We start from the raw sequence: 19,855 nt of genomic DNA, 5'->3' as shown, positions 1-19,855 counted from the left end.
AAATCCTCGAGGCGTCAGGTGTTGGTTCGGATATGATTGAGGTCGAGCTCGATCGCGGCACCGGTGTCGAGCAGGGCGGGGATCAGCCGGTCGTGGATCTCGTCGGTCGAGTAGCGGGCTGACTGGGTCGAGATATTCACCGCGGCAACGGCTTTGCCCTCCCGATCGCGAATCGGCGCGGCCAGCGAGCGGAGCCCTTGCTCGAGTTCCTGATCGACGACGCAGTAGCCGTCGGCACGGACACGGTCGAGTTCGTCGCGCAGTTCGGGCAGCGTCGTGATCGTGGCGTCGGTGAACGCGCTCAACTCGGCGTCGGCGAGATACCGCTCGAGCGCGTCGGTGTCGAGATCGGCCAGCAGCACGCGCCCCATCGAGGTCGCGAAGGCGGGGAACCGCGTGCCGATATTGATCGACACGGTCATGATGCGGCTCACCGGCACGCGCGCGACGTACACGATGTCGTTGCCATCGAGAATCGACACCGAGGTCGACTCGCGAACCCGCTCGGCCAGCGTTTCCAGGTGGGGGCCGGCGACGTCGGGCAGCGTGAGACTCGACAGGAAGCTGTAGCCGAGTTCGAGCACGCGCGGAGTGAGCCAGAACAGCGTGCCGTCGGTGCGCATGTAGCCGAGCTCGACCAGCGTGAGCAGAAAGCGCCGCGCCGTCGCGCGGGTGAGGTCGGTGTCCTTGGCCACCTCGCTCAGCGTGCGCCGCGGATGGCCCGCGTCGAACGCGCGGATGACCGCCAAACCGCGCCCGAGCGACTGCACGTAATCCGACGAGGGTTCTGTCATCGCTGCGGTAGCTCCTTCTCGCACAGTAACTCGACGGCGTTCACGGCCGGTGAACGTCATGTCATCGAGTACAGGGCTGAGGCTACGTCCCGGGGTCATCACGACCACCATACCAAGATGTTCACATAACGAACACTGGTGCGGATTACGAACACATGTCTATGATCGCTGGCGTGATGGACAAAGTCTTTGCCTCGGCAGCCGACGCGGTCGCTGATATTCATGACGGCGCGTCGCTGGCGGTCGGGGGCTTCGGGCTGGTCGGCGTACCGCAGGTATTGATCGATGCCGTGCTCGCCCACGGCGCCACCGATCTGGAAGTCGTCAGCAACAACTGCGGGACCGCCGGCGTCGGTCTCGGCGTACTGCTGGAAGCACGCAGGATTCGCCGTACGACGAGTTCGTATGTCGGCGCGAACGCCGAGTTCGCTCGCCAATTCCTTTCCGGGGAGCTGGAAGTCGAGCTGACCCCGCAGGGCACCCTGGCCGAGCGGATGCGCGCGGGCGGCGCCGGAATCCCGGCGTTCTACACACCCGCCGGCGTCGGGACGCAGGTGGCCGAAGGAGGTCTGCCGCTGCGCTACGACGGCGCCGGCGCGGTCGCACTGGCGAGCCCGCCGAAGGAGACCCGGGTCTTCGACGGCGTCGCCTACGTGCTCGAACACGCGATCGTGACCGACTTCGCGCTGGTGCACGCATGGAAAGGCGACCGCCACGGCAACCTCGTCTACCGGCGCAGCGCCCGCAACTTCAACCCGCCGGCCGCCTCCGCCGGGCGCATCACCATCGCCCAGGTCGAGACTCTCGTCGAGCCCGGCGAGCTGGATCCCGACCAGATCCATACGCCTGGCATCCACGTCCAGCGAGTGGTCCATGTCGGCGAGGTCGAAGTCGGAATCGAGAACAGGACAGTGCGCGCATGAAACTGACACGGCAGCAGCTGGCGGCGCGAGTGGCCGCGGAGTTGCGCGACGGGCAGTACGTGAACCTCGGGATCGGAATGCCGACCCTGGTACCCAACCACCTCCCCGACGACGTCTCGGTGGTCCTGCACTCGGAGAACGGCGTGCTCGGCGTCGGTCCCTATCCGGGCGAGGACGAGGTCGATCCCGAACTGATCAACGCCGGGAAGGAGACGATCACCGTGCTTCCCGGCGCCTCGTACTTCGACTCCGCACAGTCCTTCGCGATGATCCGCGGCGGCTGCCTGGACGTGGCGGTGCTCGGCGCGATGCAGGTCAGCGCGCGCGGCGACCTGGCCAACTGGATGATTCCCGGCAAGATGGTCAAGGGCATGGGCGGCGCGATGGACCTGGTCCACGGCGCGCGCCGGGTCATCGTGATGATGGAACACCAATCACGCGGTGGCGAACCGAAAATCGTCGAGACCTGCGCGCTGCCCTTGACCGGGGCACGGTGCGTCCACCGGATCATCACCGACATGGCCGTGCTGGACGTCGGACCCGAAGGGCTCGTGCTGGTCGAAATCGCTCCGGGCATCAGTGAATCCGAGGTCCGGGCGGCCACCGGGGCCGACTACGCGGTCTCGCCGGATCTCGCAGTCCTGCAACCGATCTCACCTCGATAGCCCAGCCTGCCGCTTCCACGGAATCATCAGAAGAGAACAAGCCATGATCGAGGCGGCGACGCTCTCCTGACGAGGTCGTTGGCGCGTACGGTCCGGCTACCGTCGCAGGTCACTCCTGCCGAGCGGCGGGGCGGGCGACGAAGACCCGTTTCAGCAAGGCGTACAAGCGGTCCCGGTCCTCGGCGTCGAGGTTGTTCAGGCCCTCTCGGGTGGTGTGCATCTTCGCTCGGATGGCGTCGGCGACCTGCTCGCCCTCGGCCGTGATGACGAGGTTCGTGACGCGCCGGTCCGATGCGCTGACCTCGCGGCGTACGAGGCCGCGCTTCTCCAGCCGGTCGATGATGCCCGTCACGTTGGAGGCGTCGCAGGTCATGATCTCGGCCAGCGCGCGCATCGCGATCGGGCCGCGGCGCAGAACGGTCAGCGCCTTGCCCTGGATCGCGGTGAGGTTCTCGCTCGCCGCGGCGAGGGTGAAGTCTCCGTAGTAGGCGCCGAGCGACAGCGAGAGCAGCTCCATGAGCTGAGCGGTGTCGACGCGGGGACCTTCTGCCATATGGATAAGCCTATCCACAGAAACTTGACTATCTCAAATATTCACCACTAGCGTTTGTTCACATTGCTTGAAGTTCTCAACCATCTAGGTTGGCAAGTAACTATGAGGAGTGTGTCCCGTGACCGTCACCGCGTCCGAAGCCGCCCGCACGGCTCAGGTTCTGTCTCGGCCCGTCACCCTGAACGGGCTGACCGTTCCGAACCGCATCGTGATGGCGCCGATGACGCGCATGTTCTCCCCCGGCGGCGTTCCCGGGGACGATGTGCGCTCCTACTACGCCCGCCGCGCCGCCGCCGGCGTCGGACTGATCGTCACCGAAGGAACCTATGTCGGCCACGATTCGGCCGGTCAGAGCGATCGGGTGCCGCGCTTCCACGGTGAGGAGCAGCTGGCCGGGTGGGCGAAGGTGGCCGCGGACGTGCACGCCGCGGGCGGCACGATCGTGCCGCAGCTGTGGCACATCGGCATGGTCCGCAACCAGGGTGACGGACCCTTCACCGAGGCTCCCGCCGTCGGCCCGTCCGGTATCCGCGTCGACGGCACCGAGGGCGCCGGCAACGCGATGACCCGACAAGATCTGGACGACGTCATCGGCGCATTCGCCGAGGCCGCCGCGGCCGCCGAACGCATCGGCTTCGACGGCGTCGAACTGCACGGCGCTCACGGCTATCTGCTCGACCAGTTCCTGTGGGCACGCACGAACCGGCGCACCGACGCCTACGGCGGCGATGCCGTGGCCCGGACCAAGTTCGCGGCCGAGATCGTGGCGGCGGTCCGGGAGGTCGTCTCGCCCGAATTCCCGATCATCCTCCGCTACTCGCAGTGGAAGCAGGACGCCTACGACGCGCGGCTCGCCGAGACCCCGCAGGAGCTGGAAGCCATCCTGACCCCGCTCGCCGCGGCCGGCGTCGACGCCTTCCATGCCTCCACCCGCCGCTACTGGCTGCCGGAATTCGAGGACTCGGACCTGAACCTGGCCGGCTGGACCAAGAAACTCACCGGAAAGACCACCATCACCGTCGGTTCGGTCGGCCTCGACGGCGAGTTCCTGCGCGCGTTCGCCGGTGTGGGCGCCGAACTCGGCAGCCTCGACAATCTGCTCGATCGGCTGGAGCGTGACGAATTCGATCTGGTCGCCGTCGGCCGAGCCCTGCTCCAGGACCCGCAGTGGGCGGCCAAGGTCTTGGCGGGGCGGCTCGACGAGCTGAAGCCGTACGACGGCGCGGCGTTGAAGACGCTGAGCTAGCCACCCCGCGAGCGAGGGATTCACTTCCGCAGCCGCACCGGCAGTCGCTTCAGGCCGCGGATCACCGGGTTCGGATGCCAGCGCAGCTCCGAATCGCGCACGGCCAGTTCGATGTCCGGGAACCGGTCCAGCAGCTGGGTGAACGCGACCCGGGCCTCGAGCCGGGCCAACGGCGCGCCGACGCAGTAGTGGACGCCGTGACCGAAGCCCAGGTGCCCGACGTGCTCGGCCAGCGGGTCCAGGCGGTGCGGGTCGGTGAAGTGGCGCGGGTCCCGGTTGCCCGCGGCCAAGGCCACCAGGACCAGTTCGCCCGCGGGAATGACGGTGTCGCCCACCGTGGTCGGCTCGGCGGTGAACCGCAGGGTGGCCAGGTCGACGGGCCCGTCGAAGCGCAGGAACTCCTCGACGGCGGCGGGGATCAGTTCCGGCGCCGCGCACAGCCGGTCCAGCCAGGGCCGGTCGCGCAGCAGCGCCAGCATGCCGTTGCCGATCAGGTTCACCGTGGTCTCGTGCCCGGCGACCAGCAGCAGCAGTGCCATGCCGATCAGTTCGCCCTCGTCGAGGCGGGCATCGGCGTCGGTGACCAGCGCCGAGAGCAGGTCCTCGCCCGGCTCGGACCGCTTGCGCCGCAGCAGGTTCCGCAGGAAGGCCACCATCTCGCCGTGCGCCCGGGCCGGGTCCACGCCGGGTTCCAGGGTGCCGACCAGCGCCTTGGTCCATTCCCGGAAGGTGCCCTGGTCCTCGATGTCCACATCCAGCAGGTGGCAGATGATCGCGACCGGCAGCGGCACGGCGAAGGCCCGCAGCAGATCCACCTCGTCGTGATCGGCCATGGCGTCCAGCAGTTCTCGCGCCGTCCGCTCGATGACCGGTTGCAGCGCCGCCACCCGCCGCGCGGTGAACGCCTGCGAGACCGCCCGCCGCAACCGGGTGTGGTCGGGCGGGTCGGCATTGAGCATGTGCCGTAGCCCGTCGTGGGTGCGGGGCCCTTCCCAGGGCCCGGTGCGCTTGCGGGCGATCACCGATTCGAGGAGGTCGATGTCCTTGCGCAGCCGCGGATCCGCGAGCGCGGCGCGGGCCTCCTCGTAGCCGATGACGAGCCAGCGTTCCACGCCGTCCCCGAACCGCACCCGCAGCACCGGCCCGTCCTCGCGCCAAAGCCGGTAGTACGCATGCGGATTGGCGAAGAAGTGATCGCCGAGCAGCTCGGTCACCCTTCCGACGGTACGGGAATTCAGCGTGTGGCGGCGGCCCGATCCCGTATGCGGTTGAGGGTCAGACGCCAGAGGGCGGTGGCCACCTCCAGCGGCACCCGCGGCTTGGCCGAGCGTTTGGTGGCGAGCAGGCGCGTCTTGCGCAGCAGGTCGGCGCTCACCTTGTCGGGGTGGCCGGTGTCGTACGGCGGGTGCGGGTCGTACTCGATGTAGAGCTGGGTCATCTGCGCCCGCTCCTCCCCCGCGATCCGGCCGACCAGCCACAGCCCGAGGTCGATGCCGGCGGAAACACCTGCGGCGGTGACGATCTTGCCGCTGTGCACGATGCGGTCGTGCGGACGCGATTCGGCGCCGAAGGGCGCGAGCGCGGGCTGGCCGAGCCAGTGGGTGGTGGCGGGCTGACCACGCAGGATGTCGGCGGCGGCCAGGATCAGCGATCCGGTGCAGACCGACGTGGTCCACTGCGTCTTCGGGTGCACCGCCCGCAGCCAGTCGATGAGCTCCCGGTCGGCCATGGCCCCGGTGGTGCCCTGTTCCCCGCCGCCGACGAGCACCAGATCGGGTGCGGGCGTCTCGGCGAAGGTGTGGGTCGCGCCCAGCGCCAGCACCCCGCTGTCGGCCACCACCGGGCCGACTTCCCCGGCGACGAAACGGATCTCGCTGTCGGGGATGCCGCGCAGCACCTCGTAGGGTCCGACCACGTCGAGCACGGTCATGCCGGGATAGAGCACGATGGCGATCTGGAATGTCATGAGACACGCTCTCCTTCGGAGTTCTTGAATCGGGCGCGGTACTCGCCCGGGGGAATGCCCAGGTGTCGGTGGAAGATTCGGTACAGGGTCTCGGGGCTGCCCAGTCCGACCGCGGCGGCGACCCGGTCCATGGGCTGGTCGGTGGTCTCGAGCAGGCGCCGGGCGGCGGCGATCCGCACCCGCTCCACATAGCGGGCGGGCGTGGTCCCGGTCTCGCCGGCGAAGACGCGCGAGAAGTGCCGCGTGCTCATGCCGACCCGCAGGGCCAGCGCGGGCAGCGACAGGTCCGCGGCCGGATGCTCCTCCATCCACACCTGGAGTTCGCGCAGCGGATCGCGCCGGGGCGGGTTGCCAGTGAGCGGCGCGCTGAACTGGCTCTGCCCGCCGGGCCGGTGCAGGTACACCACCATCCAGCGCGCCACCTCGCGGGCCAGTTCGGGTCCGTGGTCGGCGGCCACGATGGCCAGGGCCAGGTCGATGCCCGCGGTCACCCCGGCCGAGGTCCAGATCGGGCCGTCGCGCACGTAGATGCGGTCGGGTTCGGTGGTGATGGCCGGGAACTGCTGGGCCAGGAGCTCACCGCCCGCCCAGTGCGTGGTGGCGCGGCGGCCGTCCAGCAGTCCGGCGCGGGCCAGCAGGAAGGTGCCCGAGCAGACCGAGCCCACCCGGTCGGCCACCGCGGCCACCCGGCGGATCCCCGCCACCAGTTCGGCGTCGCCGGACGCCGCCCAGAAGGCCAGCCCGCCGACCACCAGCAGCAGGTCCAGCGGCCCGGTCCAGGTGTCGAGCCCGTGCCGCGCGGTCACCTCGATGCCGCACGAGGACCGCACCGGACCGGCCTGCGCCGCGGCCAGTTCGACCCGGTAGCCGCCACCGTCGCCGAGCAGGGCGGCGGCGCCGGAGAAGACGTCCGCGGGGCCGGCCAGATCGGTCAGCTGGAACCCGTCGAACACCACGATCAGCACCACCCGCATGCCCTCAGCCTGCGGCCCGCAGGCGACGGCGTCAACGACACGACTCTTGCAGATTCGGCCATGGCGGCGATGGCCGCGAGGTTGCCGGCCCCGCCCGCTTGATATGAATGCGGGGTGGCCCGACACCTTTTCCAGTGCCCGCTGCGGTGGTCCGATATGGACGCCGACGGGCACGTGCACAATGCCGCGCATTTGCGCTACCTCGAGGAATCCCGGATCGATCTGTTCTGGAAGAAGGGGTTCGGCGGGGCGAACGTGGTCGCGCAGATGGATATCGACTATCTGACGCCGCTGCGGTACCGGCCCGATCCGGTGCGGATCGAGACCTGGGTGAGCCGGGTCGGTACCTCCTCGTTCGTGTTGGAGCAGGAGATCCGCGACGACGACGTGGTGTATTCGACGGCGGTGTGCACGATGGTCGCCTTCGACCAGGAGACCCAGCGGTCCCGTGCGCTGCCCGAGGACCAGCGCGTGCTCCTGAAGGATCTGGGGGCCTGATGCACACCTATGACATCCAGTTGCGCCGCACCGATATGGACGCGCAGCAGCATCTCAACAATGTGGTCTTCGCCCAGTACCTCGACGAGGCGCGCGCGGATCTGCTGGACCGCTACGACTCCGACGGCGGTCCGTGGCGCGTGGTGGTGGCGGGTCAGCGGCTGAGCTACCGCATGCCGCTGGTCTTCCGGGCCGCGCCGGTGACCGTCACCTCCGCGGTGGAGAAGCTCGGCACCACCTCGTTCACCCTGCGGCACGAGGTGCGCGACGGCGAATTCCTTTATCTCTACGCGACTTCCACCCTGGTCGCCATCGCCGACGGCGCGCCACGCCCGCTGACACGCGGGGAGCGCGAATATCTGATGACCTTGGCGGTTCCTTCCGCCTAGAATTACTTGTATCGCCTGGTCAGCGTTGCAAGGGGTTACATCATGGCCAAGATGACCGTCGTCGAATTGCTCGACGTGTTCAAAGGGATGACGCTGCTGGAACTTTCGGAGTTCCTGAAGGCGTTCGAGGAGGAGTTCGGCGTCAGCGCCGCGCCCCCGGTGGCCGTCCAAGTCGCCGCGGATTCGGCTCCCGCGGAGGCGGCCGACGAACAGGACGAGTTCGATCTCGTCCTGGAATCCTTCGGGGACAAGAAGATTCAGGTCATCAAGGCCATGCGGGAGATCATCCCGGGGCTGGGTCTCAAGGAGGCCAAGGACCTGGTCGAGGCCGCGCCGAAGGCGGTGCTGGAGAAGGTCGACAAGGACGCCGCCGAGGCCGCCCGGATCAAGCTCGAGGCGGCCGGAGCCCGCGCCGCCCTGCGCTGATCACTCCTTCGCGTGGCGGCGGGCAGCCGCTTCCAGGTACTCGCCGAGTTCGGCCTGCAGCACCTTGTCGAGGGCTTGGTCGAGGCTGTCGCGCGCCGAGCGGGTCCCGAGTTCGCGGAAATGCTTGAGCATCCCGGCGGTCTCGGCGATCTCGGCGTCGGTCTCGGGCATCCAGCCGGGCCCGTGCGCGGCCACGATGTGGTCCTTGGCCGCCACCACCATGAGCCGGGCGACGGCTTCGAGCCGCTCGGCGATGGCGCTGTGCAGATCGATGAGTTCGGGCAGCCGGAGTCCGTAGGAGCTGAGATCGGCGAAGATGCCGAGCAGTTCGGGCCGGGTGAGCTCGACGGTGTCGTCGCGCAGCCGCACCATGCCGAGCTGTTCGAGCCGGGCCAGCTGGTCGGAGTCGACCTGGTGCTCCTCGGTGTCGCTGAAGAAGGTGTCCACCAGTTCGCGCGGGATCGCCAACGGCTCTTCGGCTTTGCCCCAGGTGTCGGTGACCGCGCTCTGCAACCCGAGGATCTCGGTGAGATCCTTGCCGGTCTCCCAGCTGGTGATGAAGTCGGCGATGTGGGCGATGGTGAACCCGCGTTGCAGCAGCGCGTCGATGATGCGCAGCCGGGCCAGGTGGGTGTCGTCGTAGATGAGCGCGCGCCCACTGCGGCGGGTGGGCGTGGGCAGCAGCCCCTTCTCCTGATAGGCGCGCACATTGCGCGTCGTGGTGCCGGCGGCCTGGGCGAGATCGTCGATGCGGTACTCCGCCATTCGTCCTGTTCCCGTCCCTTCCGCCGGCGACCCCCTGGCTCCGCCGGAACATCGGCGCAGCCGTTCTGAACACTAGCGCAGGTGGAAATCCGCCAGATCCACCCTGGCCAGCTGCCGAGCGTACTGGCTGCCGAATCCCGGGTACATGGTGGCGTTGAACCCGTCCTCGGTGAGATACCAGCTGCTGCACCCGGAGTTCCAGGTGGTGGCGGTCAACCGGCGCTGCAGGCCGCGGTTGTAGCGGTCCTGCCGATCCCGCCGGGCCTCGAGCGTGCGCAGCCCGCGGTCGAGCACGATCTTGATGGCGTCGGTGAGGTATTCGATCTGCGCCTCCATGTAGACCAGCGCCGAATTGTGGCCCGGCCCCGAGTTCGGCCCGAAGGTGAGGAACAGATTGGGGTACCCGGCCACCGTGACGCTCTTGAACGCGTATGCGCCGCCGCGCCATTCGTCGGCCAGCACCCGGCCGCCGCGCCCGGTCACCGGAATCGGCGAGCCCTGCTTGGACACCTCGAACCCGGTGGCGAACACGATGCAGTCGAAGCGGTGCTCGATGCCCTCGGCGGTGCGGATGCCGTGCGGGGACAGTTCCGCGATCGGCCAGGTGATGAGCTTGCAGTTGTCGGCCTGCAGGGCCGGGTAGTACTCGCTGCTCATCAACAGCCGCTTGCAGCCGGCCCGGAAATCGGGGGTGAGCTGCCGTCGCAGCCACGGATCACGCACCTGGGAACGCAGGTGCATCAAGGCGACCGATTCGACGACCCGGGTCAGCGGCGTATTCCACACCACGCCCAGCGCCACCGACTCGTGGCCCCAGAACCAGGCTTCCCGGGCCAGCGACTGGGTGACCGGCAGCTGCCGGTACACCTGTTTGGTGAGGCCGTTGGTGCGCCGGTTGACCCGCGGCAGCACCCAGCCTGGCGTGCGCTGGAAAACCTTCACCGAGGCGGCCTGTTTCACCAGCTCAGGGATGATCTGCACGGCGCTGGCGCCGGTGCCCACCACGGCCACCTTCTTGCCGGTGAAGTCGTAGTCGTGATCCCAGCGGGCGCTGTGGATCTTGTGGCCCGCGTAGTCGTCGATGCCCGCGATGTCCGGGAACCCGGCATTGGACAGCGGGCCGGAGGCGAGGATCACGGTGCGCGCCCGCACCTTTCGCCGCCCGGCGCCGAACGACAGCGTCCACAGCCCGGTCTCGTCGTCGAACACGATGCCGGTCACGGTGTGCCCGAACCGGATGTGCGGGGCGATGCCCGAATCCGCGACCATGGTGTCGATGTAGCCGAGGATCTCGGCGCTGCCGGAGTAGGTCCGCGACCAGTCCGGGTTGGGCGCGAAGCTGTAGGAGTACAGCCGCGACGGAATGTCGCAGGCCGCGCCCGGATAGGTGTTGTCGCGCCAGGTGCCGCCGACCCGGTCGCCGCGCTCGAAGACCGCGAAGTCGGTGATCCCCTTCTGCCGCAGGCGGATGGCCGCGCCGATGCCCGCGAATCCGGCCCCGATGATCGCCACGTCCAGTGGCTTGTGCACGGCGCTCATGCGACGGGCTCGTAGGTGAGTTCCTTGGACCAGGTCGGCTGTGTGGGCAGCAGGCGGTCCGGAATCGCCCCGGTGACCTTGACCATGGCGTCCGCGAACAGGTGATACGGGTGCTCGCGGTTGACGACCCAGTCGGAATGCATCTTCACGAACCGGTACATGGGCAGCCGGTTCACGATCGGCGCGCGCTCGCCGACCTGCTTGAAGCGGGCCATGGCGGCGTAGAGCTTCTCCTCGCTCACGCCCATGTCGACGATGTTGTCGCGCATCTTGTTCAGCAGCGGGATGTAGCTGAGCAGCCCGATGAACAGCGACGGCTTGATCCAGCCGCCCACCAGGTCGATGGCCAGCTTGCGGGCGCTGGCGTGGCCGAGCAGCTCCATGACCGCGTAATCGGTGGCCAGATGCCGGGATTCGTCATTGTTGATCTTCTTGAAGACCTCCTGGGCGACCGGGTCGGCGATCTCGTCGGTGACGAACTTGATCAGCGCGCCGTCGAGGGCCACCTCGAGCATGGGGATGACGGTGCCCAGGAAGGACAGCGACATGCCGTCGGAGTACTTGTCCAGGAAGTCGATGACCAGCTTGACATTGATATTGGGCTCGGGGATCTCGTCGCCCTCGAGCATGCCCCAGCGGCGCATGAGGGCCAGTTCGGCATTGGCGTGCCGCTGTTCCTCGGCGTGGAAGTAGCGGTAGATCTCGGCCAGCGCGGGGGTCGGGGCCTTCTTGGCCATGGCCGCGAAGCCGCGCGCGCCGACGTTCTCGATCCACATGAGATCGGCCATGAACGGCTTCAGCTTGGCGTGCAGGGCCGGGTCGATGAGCTCGGCGCCCGGTGCGTCCCAATCGATGTCGGCCAGCGCCCACTGCTTGGACTTGATCTTGGCCAGCATGTTGTCGAAGTCGAAGGAGATGGTTTTCGCAGACATGTCAGACTCCTGTCTTCTGAAGATTCGTGCCGGTCGCCGCCGCATCCTGCTGCGGCAGGACGCGATTCAGGACGCCGAGGGCTTGGGTGTAGAGGGCCGGGAAGTGCCGTTTGAGGTGCCAGACCACGCGGGCGTCCAGCTGCGGCAGCACGTACAGCGCGCCCCGGTCGTGGGCGTCGAGGGTGGTGCGGGCCACCGACTCGGGCGAGAACCCGGTCCAGCGCATCAGCCCGTCCGCCAAGCGGGAGGACCCCGAGGTGATCCGGCCGTCGGTCACCACATTGGTGCGCACGAAGGTCGGGCACAGCGCGGTCACCGCGACCCCGCTGCCCGCCAGCTCGGCGGCCATGGTCTCCGACAGCGACACCACCGCCGCCTTGGACACGTTGTAGGCGGCCATGCCGGGCGCGGCCGCGAAGCCCGCGGCCGAGGCCACATTGATGATGCCGCCGCGCCCGGCCGCGCGCAGCTGGGGTGCGAAGATCTCGCAGCCGTGCACGACCCCCCACAGGTTGATGCCGAGCGCCCATTCCCAGTCGCCGAAACCGATGTCGCCCACCGGTTTTCCACCGATGCCGACACCCGCGTTATTGATCACCAGGGTGGGCGCGCCGCCGAACAGCAGTTCCGCGTGCAGGGCCAGGCTCTCCACGTCCGCGCGCCGGGACACGTCGCAGAACACCGCGTGCGCCGCGCGTCCGTGGGTGCGCTCGATGAGCCGCACGGTCTCGTCGGCGCGGTCCTTGTCGATGTCCGCGCACACGACCTCACCGCCGCGCGCGGCGATCTCGAGCGCGAACGCGCGCCCGATCCCGCTGCCCGCGCCGGTCACCACGGCCTTGGCGCGCTGGGAGCGGCGCTTGCCGCCCAGTGCGAAGATCACCTCGTCGATCGGCCACATGTCAGCCCACCCGCTTTCTTGGAGTCGAATCCGATTGCGCCAGTGCCGAGGTCACGAACCCGGCGGCGCGCCGCAGGGCGGGCCCGGCCTCGGGCACCAGCAGCGGCAGGGCCTGGAAGACGTGGATGCGCCCCGGCCACAGTTCCAGTTCGCACGGCACGCCGGCCGCCGCGGCCATGTCGCGCAGGTGGCGGGCGTCGTCGGCGAGCATCTCCCCCGCACTGGCCTGCACGAACAGCGGCGGCAGCACGGTGCCGGCCGGAATGGTCAGCTTCAGCCGTGGCGAATCCCCGGGCTCGGCGGCGGTGTACAGCTCGATGAGCCGCCGCCCGGTGCGGGCCGGGGCCATGGGATCGGGCAGCACCCGGTCGCGGCGTTCGGCGAGGGTCAGGGTGGGATCCATGAGCGGCGAGAACATGAAGGCGCCCGCGGGCTGCGCGGTGCCGTCGATCGCGTTCTGCAGCAGCAGGTCCAGGGTCAGGTGACAGCCGGCCGAGTCGCCGCCGATCACCAGATCGCCTGCGCGATACCCGTGTTCGAGCAGCCACCGGTAGCCCGCCGCGGCGTCGTCGGCGGCCGCGGGGAACGGATGCTCGGGCGCGAGCCGGTAGTCCAGCACGAACACCGGCAGCCCGGTGGCCTTGGACAGCCGGGCCGCGAGTCCGCGGTGGGTCTTGGCCGAGCACACCACGTAGCCGCTGCCGTGCAGGTAGTAGATGGCCCGATCGCCGTGCCGTACACCGGCGGCCCGGACCCATTCGCCGCGCACGCCGCCGGAGCGCACCGGGGTGACCGCGGTCCCCGCCGGGGTGGGGCCGCCCGCCGCCATGATCGCGGCGATGAGCGCGCGCCCGGCCTCGATCCCGATTCGATTGTTCGGCAACCACCCATTGACCTGGCGTAGCCCCACCACCGACGCCGCGGCCGCGAGTCGCGTCCGCGTCGCCGCCCGGGTGGGGACCGCCGTCGGCGGGAAGGTCGCCATTGACCTCGTCCTCATGGGCACAGCATCGCCATTCAATGTGCCAGTTGTCAATGGCACATTATTAACAACCTAGTCACTTGTATAGCCCGCTACGCCACAGCACAGGGCCGTGACCTGGTACATCTAGGACGGCGGGGGCAGGAAACCGGTCTTCACGTAGTAGTCGAGGTAGCGGGCCAGGATGGGGCGATCGACTCCGGGACAGGCCGAACGGGGATCGCGCGCGGCCATTCCGGTGACCTCGGCCGAATAGTTGACGCTGAGGGCGGCGGCGCGAACCAGACGGGCGTCGGCCTCCGGCCGTTCGGCCGCCGTGAGCAGGGCCGCGGCGAAGTCCGCCGGAGCCACCGGGGCGAGACGATAACCGTGATAGAGGACTTCGTCGCGCACGGTGGCGAGGGACACCGTCCGGACGGGCAGCAGGGTGACGGTCTCGACGTCACCGGGTTCGGCCGGTTTCCGGGCCGCGGAGACGATCGCGGCGGCGACCTGATCGACGGGCACCATGGCGACCTCCGCATCGGGCAGCTCGGGGGCGAGACCGAGGACCAGCATGGCGCGCAGCATCGTCCACCACGCGTCGTCGGCCCCGGCCGCGCCGCACCGGGAATCGCCGGTGATGAGGCCGGGGCGGTAGACGCGGACCGGCACACCACGCTCGGCGGCGGCTCGAACCAGCTGTTCTCCCACCCATTTCGTGGCGATATAGCCGGCCACGCCGTCCGGGAGCGGGCCGTTCGAGATCGAGGCCGTCGAGATGAAGTGGACCGGTGTGGCGTGGGTGGCGGCCAGCCGGAGGATCTCGGCGGTGCCGGTGACATTGGCGGCGCGCATGCGGGCATACGGTTCGAGGTGGTTGACCAGCGCGCCATTGTGGTAGATCGCGTCGATCCGCTCGGCCAGGCCGGCGAACTCGTTCGCGCTCAGGCCGAGACCGGGCTGCGCGAGATCACCTGGGACAGGCACTATTCGATCCAGATGCGGGACGAGGTCGATGCCGAATCGGTCGGCATTGGCGACGATGCGGCGGCGGGCCTCGGATACACCGGGTGCACGGGTGAGGCAGTGGACGATGGCGGAGGTTCGTTCGAGCAGCTCCCGGAGCAGGAAGCCGCCGAGGAAACCCGTTGCGCCGGTGAGCAGTACCGCCGACCGCGAACCCGGACGCCGGGGGGCGAAACCGGCCGCGGTGATCCGCGGATCCAGCACGGCGTCCGCCACCGGGTCCGGTCCGGCGCCGGCCACGGTTGTTTCCGCTCGGAGCGCGGCGGCCAGGTCGCGGACGCGCGGGTGGGCGAACAGGTCCGCGAGGGGCACCGGAAGGCCGAGCCGGCCGGCCAGGGCGGCACGAACCCTGATGGCGGACAAGGAGTTTCCGCCCAGGGCGAAGAAGTCGTCGTCGCGTCCGACCCGCTCGACGCACAGTTCGGCGCCGAAGACGTCCGCGACCGCATGCTCGTCGGCCGTTTCCGGCGCGGTGTAAGCCCGCGACGACGGTTCCGGGTCGGGGAGAGCGGCACGGTCCAGCTTGCCCGTCGAGCCGAGCGGGAAGGCGTCCAGAATGACGAGGTCCGAGGGAATCATGTAGCCGGGCAGCCGCTTTCGGGCCGCGGCCAGAACTTCGTCCGGGGACGGCGTGCTACCGGTGACGGCGCGCAGGTATCCGACGAGCCGGTCCCGGCGGATAGCGACCACGGCTTCGGCCACCTCCGGGTGGGCGCGCAGCGCGGCCTCCACCTCCCCCGGCTCCAGCCTTTGACCCCGCAGTTTGAGCTGGAAGTCGGTGCGGCCCAGGTATTCCAGTCCCCCGTCGCGGGTGCGGCGGACCAGGTCACCGGTGCGGTACATGCGCTCCCCCGCACCGCCGAAGGGGTCGGTGACGAAGCGGCCGGCGGTACCCGCGGGGCGGCCGAGGTAGCCGCGGGCCAGTTGCGCGCCCGCGACGTACAGTTCCCCGGGTGTGCCCGGCGGCACCGGGTGCAGTCGGGCGTCGAGCACGTAGGCGCGGGAATTCCAGTGCGGCGCACCGATGGAGATCGGGCCGCCGTCGTGGTCGGTGACGTCGGCGCCGGTGATGGAGATCGTCGCCTCGGTGGGCCCGTAGAGGTTGTGCAACCGGGCCGGGCTCGCGGCCCGGAACCGCGCGATCAGCTCGGCGGGCAGGGGCTCGCCGCCGACGCACACCACTCGCAGGCCGGACAACGCGCCGTCGGGCGCGAACTCCAGCAGCGCCCGCAGCAGGGACGGCACCGTGAGGAAAGCCGTCACCCGGTGCCGGATCAGCAGGTCGGCCAGATGGTCCGGATCGGTGCGGCGGGCGGGCGACGGGATCACCAGGTGACCGCCCACGGCGAGCGGGGCGGTGTAGCCGATGAGGGAGGCGTCGAAGGTGCTCGGCACCAGCTGGATGTAGGTATCGCGTTCGGACAGCCCGTATTCGGTGGTGAGGAAGGCGATGTGGTTGGCGATGGCGGCGTGCGAGATGCCGACGCCTTTCGGACGGCCCGTGGACCCGGAGGTGAAGAGCAGGTACGCGAGATCCTGTTCACGCAGTGGCCGCGACCGGTCGGCGTCCGTGATCGGTGCGGGCGAGAAATTCTCCAGCTCAGGGGCATTCACGAGATCGGCGGTGACGACGCAGACGGGCTCCGCCGCGGCGAGCATGTCGGCGGTGCGTTCGGCGGGCTGGTCGGGGTCGATCGGCAGGTACGCGCCGCCCGCCTGCACGATGGCGTAGAGGCAGATCACGAGATCGGGTCCGGGCCGCACGTCCGCGCCGACCACGGTTCCGGGTCCGACACCCGAGGCGATCAGCGTGCGCGCCAACCGGTTCGACCGCTCGAAAAGTTCGCCGTACGTCAGCGCCATGCCGTCACCGGTCACGGCCACCGCTTCGGGAGTGCGCACCGCCCGATCGGTGAAGCCGCTGAACAGAAAGGCCTGCGGCACCTCGCGCCGCGGACCCGTCGTCGGCAGGGCCGCGAGTTCGGCCGGATCGGTGCAGGGCAGGTCGCCGACGGTCGCGTGCGGATCGGCGGCGATGGCGGCCAGCACGGCGGAAACCCGCCCGCCGAGCCGGACGATCGTGCTCTCGTCGAACAGGTCGGTGGCGTATCGCCACGAACAGTGCAGTCCCGCGGGACCTTCGGCCTGCTGCCGCGGCACCACGGTGAGCTGGAGATCCAGCGGTGACACAGCCTCACCGAGATCGATTCCGGTGATGGTGAGCCCGGGCAGTCGCAGCACCTGATCTCCGAAGTTCTGGAACGACAGCGCCACCTGGAACACCGGGTGATGGGCCTGCGTGCGGGGTGGGTCCAGTGCGGCCACCAGCCGTTCGAAGGGCAGCTCGGCGTGCGCGAAGGCGGCCAGGTCGGTGTCACGCACCCGGTCCAGCAGATCGGCGAAGCGCTCGGCCGGGTCGATGCGGGTGCGCAGGACCAGCGTATTGACGAACATGCCCACGACATCGTCGAGTTCGGGTTCCCCACGGCCGGCCACGGGCGCGCCCACGGCCACGTCGTCCACCCCGGCCAGCCGCGCCAGGACGACCGCGAGCGCGGCGTGCACCACCATGAACAGCGAGACATTCCGGGCGCGGGCCAGCTCCGCCAGAGTCCGATGCAGGGTAGCGTCCACCCGGAAATGCCGCGCCGCACCACGATGCGAGGCGACCGCCGGGCGGGGACGGTCGACGGGCAGGTCCAGCAGGGGCGGCAACCCCGCGAGCGCGGTCCGCCAGTGACCGAGCTGTTCGGCGTGCAATGAGCCGGGATCATCGGCCGCGCCCAGTAATTCGCGCTGCCAGACGGCGTAGTCGGCGTAGCTCACCGGCAGCGGCGTCCAGTCCGGGACGACGCCCCGGGTGCGAGCGGCGTAGGCGGTCATGAGGTCGCGGGTCAAAGGGACCATGGAGAAGCCGTCGGCGGCCAGATGGTGGATGACCACCCCGAGCACGTGGTCCCGCTCCGTGACCCGGAACAGCCGCAGTCGCAGCGGAACCTCGGCGGTGACGTCGAATCTCGTGCCCGCCAAGGCGATCAGTTCGCTCCGCACCCCGGACTCGGTCACGTCGGCCGCGGCCGGGTCGATCGGCACCGCGTCCGCCGGGCGGATGTCCTGGTACCCGTCGCCACCGTCCTCGGGATAGACGGTCCGCAGTGCCTCGTGCCGTTCGACCAGGTCCCGCAGCGCCCACGCGAGCGCGGCCACGTCGAGTTCCCCGGTCAGGCGCAGCGCGAACGGAATGTTGTAGGCCGCGGACTCCGGATCCAAGCGCGCCAGCAACCACATGCGCTGCTGCGCGAGCGACAGCGGAGCCCGCGTCCCGTGCCGCGGCCGCGCGGTCGGTGCGGGCCGGTCGCCGGTGCCGAGCCCGTCGATGGCCGCCGCCAGAGCGGCGACCGTCGAATGCTCGAACACCAGCAGCACAGGCACCCGGACGGCCCGCCCGGCCCCGAGTCGTCCCGCCAATCTCGTAGCGAGCAAGGAGTTTCCGCCGAGGTCGAAGAAGTCGTCGACCGCACCCACGCGCGCGACACCGAGCAGCTCCGTGAAGGCCGCGGCCACCTCCCGCTCGGTCGAGGTCAGGGCCCGCCGGTGCGGCCGGGCGGCGAATACCGGTTCGGGCAGCGCGTCGCGATCCAGCTTCCCGGACGGGGTCAGCGGAATACTGTCGAGCACCGTGATGGCGGCCGGCACCGCGTGGCGCGGAAGCTGTTGCCGCGCATGGTCGGTCAGCGCGGCGGCATCGATATCGGCTCCGGGGACGGGCACCACGTACGACACGGCCCCGTCGACGCCACTGGGCAGCCGGCGCACCAGCGTGGTCGCGAAGGCGACGGATTCGTGGGCGAACAGCACCGCGTCGACCTCGTCCAGCTCCACCCGGATGCCGCGGATCTGCACCTGGGAGTCGTTGCGCCCCAGGTATTGCAGACCCGGCGCCCCGTCACGATCGAGCACCCACCGCACCATGTCTCCGGTGCGATAGATGCGTTCCCCCTTACCGTTCGGGTGCGGCACGAAGCTCGCTGCGGTCAGTCCGGGCCGCCGGTGATACCCGCGTGCGAGCCCCGGCCCGGCCAGATAGAGCTCACCGGCCACGGCGGTCGGCACCGGCCGCAGCCGGGCGTCGAGCACCAGGGCGGTCACGCCGGGAATCGGTTCGCCGATGGTGACGGTGTCGGCGCTGGTGAGCGGGTCGCTGATGGTCGCGGCGACGGTGGTCTCGGTGGGCCCGTACAGATTGAAGAACCCGCGCCCCGGTGACCAGCGGGCCACCAGATCCGGCGGGCATTCCTCACCGCCCGCCACCACTACCGCGAGGTCCGGCAAATTCGAGGCATCGATCCCGGCCAGCGCGGCCGGGGTGAGGAAAGCGTGCGTCACCCGCTCGGCCCGCAGCAGCTCCGCGAGTTCGCCGCCGCCGTAGCAGTCGGCGGGCGCGACGACCATCGTGGCCGCCGAGCCGACGGCCAGCAGGAGTTCCAGGACGGCCGCGTCGAAGCTGGGCGACGCGAAGTGCAGGGTGCGGGAATCCGGGGCGACCCGGAACCGGCTGGTGAGTTCGCCGCAGAGCCCGGCCAATCCGGTGTGGGTGACCGCGACGCCCTTGGGGCGGCCCGTCGAACCGGAGGTGTAGACGACGTAGGCGATGTCATCGCCGTGCACTCGGCGGGTGCGGTCGGTGTAGTGCAGCGGTTCGGCCGAGAGATCGGCCAGTTCCGCGCGGCAGTCCGGGGCATCGAGTTCGAGCCAGTCGAGCCCGTCGCCGAGCCGCTCGCGGGTGGCGGTGAGGGTGAGCCCGCAGGCCGCGTCCGCGTCGGCGAGCATGTGCGCGACCCGGTCCGGCGGGTAGGCGGGGTCGACGGGCACGAAGGCCGCCCCGGATTTGGCGACCGCCCAGACCGCGACGACGGCCTCGACCGAACGCGGCAGCGCCAGCACCACGCGGTCGCCGGGACCGAGTCCGCGGGCGATGAGCAGCCGGGCCACCCGGGTGGAGTACGCGTCGAGCCGGGCATAGGTGAGCGAGCGTCCGCCCGCGCACAGGGCGATGCCGTCCGGTCTGCTCTCGACCGCGGCGGCCAGCAGACGCGGCAGCGTCTGGACCCGTCTTCGGCCGCCGGGACCCGGCGCCCGGCGTGCCGCGGGAAGATCGACGGTCACCGGTTCCTACCTTCAAGCCTCGACTCGCGTTCCCACCCGAGCGAACTGAATACCGGTCCGAAGCTGATCGGGCAATACATCGGTCGAGCGCCACCGCACCGGGGCTACCAGTGCAAATGCCGGGCAAA

At 69.8% G+C, this 19,855-nt stretch carries 17 protein-coding genes; 6 read left to right on the top strand and 11 right to left on the bottom strand.

Annotated features, from left to right (window positions below):
• Positions 1-14: 14 nt before the first annotated feature.
• Positions 15-794 (bottom strand): IclR family transcriptional regulator C-terminal domain-containing protein, encoded by a 780-nt coding sequence (locus tag ACFRAQ_RS17535; RefSeq protein ID WP_379102129.1) that lies wholly within the window; start codon positions 792-794, stop codon positions 15-17.
• Between the two features lie 176 nt (positions 795-970).
• Between ACFRAQ_RS17535 and ACFRAQ_RS17530 the strand changes: the two genes are divergently transcribed.
• Together ACFRAQ_RS17530 and ACFRAQ_RS17525 are read left to right on the top strand one after the other, a co-directional pair.
• Entirely contained in the window at positions 971-1,717 is a 747-nt protein-coding gene (locus tag ACFRAQ_RS17530) for a CoA transferase subunit A (RefSeq protein ID WP_379102127.1), read from the top strand.
• On the top strand, positions 1,714-2,382 hold the full coding sequence (locus ACFRAQ_RS17525) for a CoA transferase subunit B (RefSeq protein ID WP_379100628.1): 669 nt from the start codon (positions 1,714-1,716) through the stop codon (positions 2,380-2,382). The genes ACFRAQ_RS17530 and ACFRAQ_RS17525 overlap by 4 nt, the downstream gene beginning before the upstream one ends.
• A 109-nt stretch (positions 2,383-2,491) precedes the next feature.
• Here the strand turns inward: ACFRAQ_RS17525 and ACFRAQ_RS17520 are convergent, their stop codons facing one another.
• The gene (locus tag ACFRAQ_RS17520; RefSeq protein ID WP_379100626.1) at positions 2,492-2,935 is read right to left on the bottom strand and encodes a MarR family winged helix-turn-helix transcriptional regulator; all 444 of its coding nucleotides are present in this window, start codon (positions 2,933-2,935) and stop codon (positions 2,492-2,494) included.
• A gap of 118 nt (positions 2,936-3,053) precedes the next feature.
• Here ACFRAQ_RS17520 and ACFRAQ_RS17515 point away from each other — a divergent pair, with 118 nt between their 5' ends.
• Positions 3,054-4,181 (top strand): NADH:flavin oxidoreductase, encoded by a 1,128-nt coding sequence (locus tag ACFRAQ_RS17515; RefSeq protein ID WP_379100624.1) that lies wholly within the window; start codon positions 3,054-3,056, stop codon positions 4,179-4,181.
• A gap of 20 nt (positions 4,182-4,201) precedes the next feature.
• Here the strand turns inward: ACFRAQ_RS17515 and ACFRAQ_RS17510 are convergent, their stop codons facing one another.
• The 3 genes from ACFRAQ_RS17510 to ACFRAQ_RS17500 are packed head-to-tail and all read right to left on the bottom strand — an operon-like array spanning position 4,202 to position 7,121.
• A complete protein-coding gene (locus ACFRAQ_RS17510) occupies positions 4,202-5,395 on the bottom strand; it encodes a cytochrome P450 (protein WP_379100622.1) in 1,194 nt (397 codons plus the stop codon).
• 20 nt (positions 5,396-5,415) lie between these two features.
• Complete coding sequence (locus ACFRAQ_RS17505; protein ID WP_379100620.1) at positions 5,416-6,147, bottom strand: DJ-1/PfpI family protein; 732 nt, start codon at positions 6,145-6,147, stop codon at positions 5,416-5,418.
• Positions 6,144-7,121, bottom strand: coding sequence for a GlxA family transcriptional regulator (locus tag ACFRAQ_RS17500; RefSeq protein ID WP_379100618.1), 978 nt, complete (start codon positions 7,119-7,121; stop codon positions 6,144-6,146). Before ACFRAQ_RS17500 ends, ACFRAQ_RS17505 begins: the two co-directional genes overlap by 4 nt.
• A gap of 114 nt (positions 7,122-7,235) precedes the next feature.
• Between ACFRAQ_RS17500 and ACFRAQ_RS17495 the strand changes: the two genes are divergently transcribed.
• The 3 genes from ACFRAQ_RS17495 to rplL are packed head-to-tail and all read left to right on the top strand — an operon-like array spanning position 7,236 to position 8,434.
• Entirely contained in the window at positions 7,236-7,619 is a 384-nt protein-coding gene (locus ACFRAQ_RS17495) for an acyl-CoA thioesterase (RefSeq protein WP_379100616.1), read from the top strand.
• On the top strand, positions 7,619-8,008 hold the full coding sequence (locus ACFRAQ_RS17490) for an acyl-CoA thioesterase (RefSeq protein ID WP_379100614.1): 390 nt from the start codon (positions 7,619-7,621) through the stop codon (positions 8,006-8,008). The genes ACFRAQ_RS17495 and ACFRAQ_RS17490 overlap by 1 nt, the downstream gene beginning before the upstream one ends.
• A gap of 42 nt (positions 8,009-8,050) precedes the next feature.
• The gene (gene rplL, locus ACFRAQ_RS17485) at positions 8,051-8,434 is read left to right on the top strand and encodes a 50S ribosomal protein L7/L12 (RefSeq protein ID WP_379100612.1); all 384 of its coding nucleotides are present in this window, start codon (positions 8,051-8,053) and stop codon (positions 8,432-8,434) included.
• On the opposite strand, the gene ACFRAQ_RS17480 is transcribed toward rplL, so the two are convergent.
• The 6 genes from ACFRAQ_RS17480 to ACFRAQ_RS17455 form a co-directional block, all read right to left on the bottom strand.
• A complete protein-coding gene (locus ACFRAQ_RS17480) occupies positions 8,435-9,199 on the bottom strand; it encodes a MerR family transcriptional regulator (protein ID WP_379100610.1) in 765 nt (254 codons plus the stop codon).
• 72 nt (positions 9,200-9,271) lie between these two features.
• Positions 9,272-10,738 carry a flavin-containing monooxygenase gene (locus ACFRAQ_RS17475; RefSeq protein WP_379100608.1) on the bottom strand — a complete coding sequence of 489 codons (1,467 nt, stop codon included), beginning with the start codon at positions 10,736-10,738 and terminating at the stop codon, positions 9,272-9,274.
• Positions 10,735-11,655 carry a ferritin-like domain-containing protein gene (locus ACFRAQ_RS17470; protein ID WP_379102125.1) on the bottom strand — a complete coding sequence of 307 codons (921 nt, stop codon included), beginning with the start codon at positions 11,653-11,655 and terminating at the stop codon, positions 10,735-10,737. The genes ACFRAQ_RS17475 and ACFRAQ_RS17470 overlap by 4 nt, the downstream gene beginning before the upstream one ends.
• A 16-nt stretch (positions 11,656-11,671) precedes the next feature.
• A complete protein-coding gene (locus ACFRAQ_RS17465; protein ID WP_379100606.1) occupies positions 11,672-12,571 on the bottom strand; it encodes an SDR family NAD(P)-dependent oxidoreductase in 900 nt (299 codons plus the stop codon).
• Position 12,572: 1 nt separating this feature from the next.
• On the bottom strand, positions 12,573-13,571 hold the full coding sequence (locus ACFRAQ_RS17460) for an alpha/beta hydrolase (protein WP_379100604.1): 999 nt from the start codon (positions 13,569-13,571) through the stop codon (positions 12,573-12,575).
• 108 nt (positions 13,572-13,679) lie between these two features.
• Positions 13,680-19,727: an amino acid adenylation domain-containing protein gene (locus ACFRAQ_RS17455; protein WP_379100602.1), complete on the bottom strand. Its 6,048-nt coding sequence runs from the start codon at positions 19,725-19,727 to the stop codon at positions 13,680-13,682.
• Positions 19,728-19,855 lie beyond the last annotated feature (128 nt).

It is taken from the genome of Nocardia sp. NPDC056611, from assembly GCF_042792755.1.
GTDB lineage: Bacteria > Actinomycetota > Actinomycetes > Mycobacteriales > Mycobacteriaceae > Nocardia.
Note: the sequence above shows the minus strand (reverse complement) of the source record. Positions and strands in the feature narration are given on the sequence as shown.

What these genes read in the sequence shown, in the direction of transcription:
- ACFRAQ_RS17535 (WP_379102129.1), bottom strand. Translation starts at nt 794, where the DNA reads ATGACAGAACCCTCGTCGGATTACGTGCAGTCGCTCGGGCGCGGTTTG.
- ACFRAQ_RS17530 (WP_379102127.1), top strand. Translation starts at nt 971, where the DNA reads ATGGACAAAGTCTTTGCCTCGGCAGCCGACGCGGTCGCTGATATTCAT.
- ACFRAQ_RS17525 (WP_379100628.1), top strand. Translation starts at nt 1,714, where the DNA reads ATGAAACTGACACGGCAGCAGCTGGCGGCGCGAGTGGCCGCGGAGTTG.
- ACFRAQ_RS17520 (WP_379100626.1), bottom strand. Translation starts at nt 2,935, where the DNA reads ATGGCAGAAGGTCCCCGCGTCGACACCGCTCAGCTCATGGAGCTGCTC.
- ACFRAQ_RS17505 (WP_379100620.1), bottom strand. Translation starts at nt 6,147, where the DNA reads ATGACATTCCAGATCGCCATCGTGCTCTATCCCGGCATGACCGTGCTC.
- ACFRAQ_RS17500 (WP_379100618.1), bottom strand. Translation starts at nt 7,121, where the DNA reads ATGCGGGTGGTGCTGATCGTGGTGTTCGACGGGTTCCAGCTGACCGAT.
- ACFRAQ_RS17490 (WP_379100614.1), top strand. Translation starts at nt 7,619, where the DNA reads ATGCACACCTATGACATCCAGTTGCGCCGCACCGATATGGACGCGCAG.
- rplL (WP_379100612.1), top strand. Translation starts at nt 8,051, where the DNA reads ATGGCCAAGATGACCGTCGTCGAATTGCTCGACGTGTTCAAAGGGATG.
- ACFRAQ_RS17480 (WP_379100610.1), bottom strand. Translation starts at nt 9,199, where the DNA reads ATGGCGGAGTACCGCATCGACGATCTCGCCCAGGCCGCCGGCACCACG.
- ACFRAQ_RS17475 (WP_379100608.1), bottom strand. Translation starts at nt 10,738, where the DNA reads ATGAGCGCCGTGCACAAGCCACTGGACGTGGCGATCATCGGGGCCGGA.
- ACFRAQ_RS17465 (WP_379100606.1), bottom strand. Translation starts at nt 12,571, where the DNA reads ATGTGGCCGATCGACGAGGTGATCTTCGCACTGGGCGGCAAGCGCCGC.
- ACFRAQ_RS17460 (WP_379100604.1), bottom strand. Translation starts at nt 13,571, where the DNA reads ATGAGGACGAGGTCAATGGCGACCTTCCCGCCGACGGCGGTCCCCACC.